The 908-nt window shown below is 65.5% G+C and carries 2 protein-coding genes and 1 pseudogene; all 3 read left to right on the plus strand.

What is annotated here, in order from left to right; translation table 11 throughout:
- The coding region (locus JCM25156_RS18355) for an NTP transferase domain-containing protein (RefSeq protein WP_025814286.1) at positions 1 to 506 on the plus strand (506 nt) is incomplete at its 5' end.
- Positions 503 to 697, plus strand: a complete 195-nt coding sequence (locus JCM25156_RS31740) for a hypothetical protein (protein WP_025814287.1) — start codon at positions 503 to 505, stop codon at positions 695 to 697. The genes JCM25156_RS18355 and JCM25156_RS31740, both read left to right, overlap by 4 nt.
- An 11-nt stretch (positions 698 to 708) precedes the next feature.
- Positions 709 to 908 (plus strand): annotated as a pseudogene (locus tag JCM25156_RS31745) (formate dehydrogenase accessory sulfurtransferase FdhD); the annotation flags it as partial.

The following is a 908-nucleotide window of genomic DNA, read 5'->3' on the forward strand; positions in this document are numbered from 1 at the left end:
CGACCCTGCGCCCGTGCTGCACGGCACTGGCCATAAGCGCCAACGGTGATCCCGCGCGTTATGCCCAATGGGGCCTGCCCGTTCTGGCCGACCGGATAGCCGGGGCGGGGCCGCTGGCGGGTGTATTGCGTGGGCTGGAATGGGCACAGGCCGCGGGCTGCGACGTGCTGGTAACGGTGCCGGGCGATACCCCCTTCATTCCCCCCGATCTGGTGGCGCGCCTGCTGCCCGCTCCGTCCTTTGCCGAAAGTCTGGGCCAGCGGCACAGCCTTGTCGCGGCATGGCCGGTCACATGTCGCGACATGCTGGCCGAACAGCTTGCTCACCTTACCCCCGTCACCCGGCGCACCGCCACGCGCGTACGTACACTGGCCGAACGTCTGGCCGCGCGTGCCGTCACTTTTGACCTGCTGCCCGGTGGGGTGGATCCATTCATGAACATCAACACGCCCGCCGACCATGTGACCGCCCGTACACTGGCGGAACGTATGGATACCCCGCAATGACCCGGCATCTGCCGCCCGCCATCGTGGCCTGTACCATGGATACCTGGCGTGCCGAAGAGGATATGCCTGCCGCGCGGACATTCGAAATTGCCGAGGAAACGCCCATCAGCCTGACCTTCAACGGCATGGCGCATGGTGTGATGATGCGACGCCGCTGGATCTGGAAGATTTCGCCACCGGCTTTGCCCTGACCGAAGGAATCATTCCTTCGACCGATGCGCTGAAGGGGCTGGAAGTGCATGTCGAGGCGGATTATGTGCGTGTCGATATACGTATTGACGGTCCTGCCTTCCACCGGCTTCTGGCGCGTGGGCGACGGGCGATGACGGGCCGGACAAGCTGCGGCATATGCGGCACCGATGCTCGGGACGTGCTGGAACGCCCGGCCCCGACCGTACCGCA

Source organism: Komagataeibacter kakiaceti JCM 25156 (genome assembly GCF_000613305.1).